Source organism: Agrobacterium sp. MS2 (assembly GCF_003261015.1).
Taxonomy (GTDB): domain Bacteria; phylum Pseudomonadota; class Alphaproteobacteria; order Rhizobiales; family Rhizobiaceae; genus Agrobacterium; species Agrobacterium pusense.
This window is the reverse complement of sequence record NZ_QLNF01000051.1, coordinates 1-3808: the sequence shown is the minus strand read 5'-3', so window position 1 is coordinate 3808 and position 3808 is coordinate 1. Positions and strand designations below refer to the sequence as shown.

The following is a 3808-nucleotide window of genomic DNA, read 5'->3' as shown; positions in this document are numbered from 1 at the left end:
GCGGCCGACGTGCGCCGCACGCCCAATCTCTCCGACGAAAAGCGGGTCGCCGCCCAACGCCTTGCCTGCGAATTGATCGAGCGGCTCGAGCCGCTGATCGATCTTGGCCTTGGCTACATTTCGCTCGACCGCAGCACCCCGACACTCTCCTCGGGAGAGCTGCAGCGCTTGCGCCTTGCCACCCAATTGTCGTCACAGCTTTTCGGCGTGGTCTATGTGCTTGACGAGCCTTCGGCGGGATTGCACCCGGCGGATGGCGAGGCCTTGCTCACTATCCTTGAGCGTCTTAAGGCGGCGGGCAACTCTCTGTTTGTCGTCGAACATGATCTCGACGTAATCCGCCACGCCGAATGGCTCGTCGATGTTGGACCAGGAGCCGGGGAAAAGGGCGGTGAAGTCCTCTACAGCGGCCCGATAGAGGGGCTTGCCGACGTCGAGACTTCGATCACCCGCCGCTACCTGTTCGCAGAGCCGCTCCGCAGTGAGCGCGCACCCCGCGATCCCAAGGCATGGCTTCGCCTGGAAGGGGTCAGACGTAACAATCTCCACGAGCTCGACGTCGAATTTCCCATCGGGTGCTTTACCGCTGTCACCGGCGTTTCGGGATCGGGCAAATCCAGTCTTGTCAGTCAGGCCCTGCCTGAGCTTGTCACGGAACACCTCGGCGGCTCCCCCATGGCCGAGGATGAGGATATCGATCCGCTGCTCGATGTTGCTCAGAAAAATACTGAAGGACGCATTGTCGCAGGCATGGAGCATGTTCGCAGACTGGTGCGGGTCGATCAGAAACCGATCGGCCGCACGCCGCGCTCGAATCTATCCACCTACAGCGGCATGTTCGACCATGTGCGAAGGATCTTTGCTGATACGCCGCTCGCCCGCCGGCGACACTACAGCCCGGGCAGGTTCTCGTTCAACGTCGCGCAAGGTCGCTGCCCGGTGTGCGAGGGCGAAGGATACGTCATGGTGGAGCTGCTGTTCCTGCCGAGCGTTTTTGCGCCGTGCTCGACCTGTCATGGCTCTCGCTACAACCCGGAAACACTCGAAGTCGAATGGAACGGGCGCAATATCGCCCAGGTGCTCGAACTGACGGTCGACGATGCGTGCGACTTCTTCGCTGGCGAGGCATCTGTGATGCGCTCCCTCGATGTGCTGCGGGAGATCGGTCTCGGCTATCTGAGGCTCGGACAGCCGGCGACCGAGTTGTCGGGCGGCGAGGCGCAGCGCATCAAGCTAGCGACTGAACTGCAACGCGCTCAACGCGCCAACACTATCTACATCCTCGACGAGCCAACTTCGGGGCTTCACCCCTCCGATGCGGACCGGCTGATGCAACACCTGCAGGGCCTCGTCGACGTCGGCAATACGGTCGTAGTCGTCGAACATGATATGCGCGCCATCGCACAGGCGGATTGGATCATCGATCTGGGACCGGGGGCCGGGGAAGATGGCGGCCGTATCGTTGCCAGCGGCGTCCCTGGCGTCGTTGCGGAAGCGGAAGGCAGTCTCACCGCCCGCTATCTCAAGGCGGCGCTGTAGGTCGTGAATCTGGCCGAACGCACGTTCGATCAGGTGCATCTCAACCAACGTTGGAATGGGTCGAATCTCGAAGCGGGATCCGGCGATGTCACCGCGGTTGACGCGGCTTAAGGTTTGGGTGCCCGTCAGGTGCGCCGTGTTCGTGTGATACGCGGCGTGGCGGACGGCCAATCGCTGGCCATCAGCCACGCTTGCTTTGTGCGGACCTTCTCCAGGGAGAGGGCCCTCACATGGTTCGTCGAAACGCCCCGTCTTTATTCCCTGCTGCGAGCGCTGCGCCCACACCTTCTGCGATTTCCTCAACGAGTTTGGCACAGAAGGCGGGCAAATCATTGGGATCGCGGCTGGTAACAAGGCCGTTGTCGACCACGACTTCCTCATTGGTCCATGCACCGCCGGCGTTCTCGATATCGACCTTCAGCGTCGGGTAGGACGTCAAGGTGCGACCTTTAAGCACCCCCGCCTCGATCAATGTCCAGGGTGCATGGCATATAGCCGCAACAGGTTTTTTCTGATCGAAGAAAGCCCGGATGAAACCAATTGCCTCCACGCTGCCGCGCAGCTTGTCGGCACCGACAGTCCCTCCGGGCACAACAAGTCCGTCGAAATCGTCGGCTTTGACCTCGGAAAACGTCTTGTCGATAGTATAGCTGCCGCCCTCGTCAAGATCGCTATTGACTGTGCGAGCCTTGCCCGGTTCAAAACTGACCACGGTCACTTTGCCACCAGCGTCCTCGACAGCTTGCTTGGGCTTCGAGAATTCTGGTTCTTCCGTCCCGCGGGGTGCGATCAGAATGGCAACTGATTTGCCTTCCAAAGTCATAATTTATCTCCTATTCCGTCGAAGACTAAGGTCAGGTGCCCGGCTTGAGCACGACCTTCGTCCAACCAGCATCGCGCTCGTCGAAATGCTTGTAGGCGTCTGGCGCCTGATCGAGCGACAGTCGGTGCGAGATGATTTGGGCAGGATTGGCCCGGCCATGCTCGATAAGGTTCATCAGCCGCCGGTTATAATGCTTTACATTACATTGTCCGGTGCCGATCTTCTGGCCCTTGAACCAGAAGTTGCCGAAGTCGAACGCCATCTTGCCTTCCTTCTGGAGATCGTCGGGCGCGTTCGGGTCTTCCGCAACGAACACGCCGACAACGCCGATTCCGCCGGTGGCCTTTGTGCTTTTAACGAGGCAGTTCATCGTGTAATTGCTGCGCTCCTTGCCGTGGCGATCGCAGCACTGATAACCTACCGCCTCGACCCCCCGGTCGGTCCCGAGACCGCCGGTCGCGTCAAGGATCTGCTGGGCGGGATCGCCCTTGCGCATGTCGATCGGAATAGCGCCCATCGCCTCGGCCAGTTTCAGGCGGTCATCGTGAGAATCGACCACGAAGATCTGAGCGGCACCGCGGATTTGAGCTGAGTGCGCGGCCATCAAACCCACCGGACCGGCGCCGTAGATCGCGATGCTTTCGCCGGGCAGGAAACCGGACAGTTCGACGCCATGCCAACCTGTCGGGAAGATGTCGGAGAGCATGACATAGTCGTCCTCCTTCTCTTTGGCGTCCTCAGGCAGCTTCAGACAATTGAAGTCCGCATAAGGAACGCGCATCAACTCGGCCTGACCACCTTGCCACGGACCCATCTCGGCAAAGCCATACGCTGCCCCGGCGGTTCCAGGGTTGGTCGTGAGGCAAAAACCTGTCAAACCGCGTTCGCAATTTTCGCAGAAACCGCAACCGACGTTGAACGGCATGCACACGCGATCGCCCTTCTTGATACGATCTACGGCAGCGCCGACCTCGATGACTTCGCCAAGGTTTTCGTGACCAAAGACCCTGCCCTTCTCGAAGCTGGTCCGGCCCTCGTACATGTGAAGATCAGACCCGCAAATGTTGGTGGTGGTCACCCGAATGATCACATCAGTCGGTTTCTCGATCTTGGGATCGTCGATGGTATTGACAGAAACATCTTTGGGCCCATTGTACACGACAGCTTTCATGGATATTTTCCTTTCGGAGCTCTTCCCAATGCGTCATCAAATCGAGAGCTTGGTGATGATCCGTTCCATCGCAACGGCTGGGGACATCGCACCCTTCCAAGTGATCTCAGTTTCCTGAACGTTCTGCGACCTGAGAGGTTCCTTCCCGTCAAGCCATCCTGGGATCGATTCACGGCGGTTTTCTGAATGACTGGGCCAGAACGGCCGAATAACGCGCCAAATTGATGTGCTCAAGAATCTCCCGCGAACCAATGGTGCCGTTACGTCGCGACACA

The 3808-nt window shown here is 59.4% G+C and carries 3 protein-coding genes; 1 reads left to right on the top strand and 2 read right to left on the bottom strand.

Annotation, left to right across the window (positions count from 1 at the left end; all coding sequences use genetic code 11):
- Positions 1-1539: excinuclease ABC subunit UvrA (locus DOU54_RS15355; protein ID WP_146617376.1), on the top strand; the 1539-nt coding region annotated here is incomplete at its 5' end.
- Between the two features lie 226 nt (positions 1540-1765).
- Here the strand turns inward: DOU54_RS15355 and DOU54_RS15350 are convergent.
- Positions 1766-2362 (bottom strand): type 1 glutamine amidotransferase domain-containing protein, encoded by a 597-nt coding sequence (locus DOU54_RS15350; RefSeq protein WP_113731544.1) that lies wholly within the window; start codon positions 2360-2362, stop codon positions 1766-1768.
- 31 nt (positions 2363-2393) lie between these two features.
- Entirely contained in the window at positions 2394-3533 is a 1140-nt protein-coding gene (locus DOU54_RS15345) for a glutathione-independent formaldehyde dehydrogenase (protein WP_113731543.1), read from the bottom strand.
- Positions 3534-3808 lie beyond the last annotated feature (275 nt).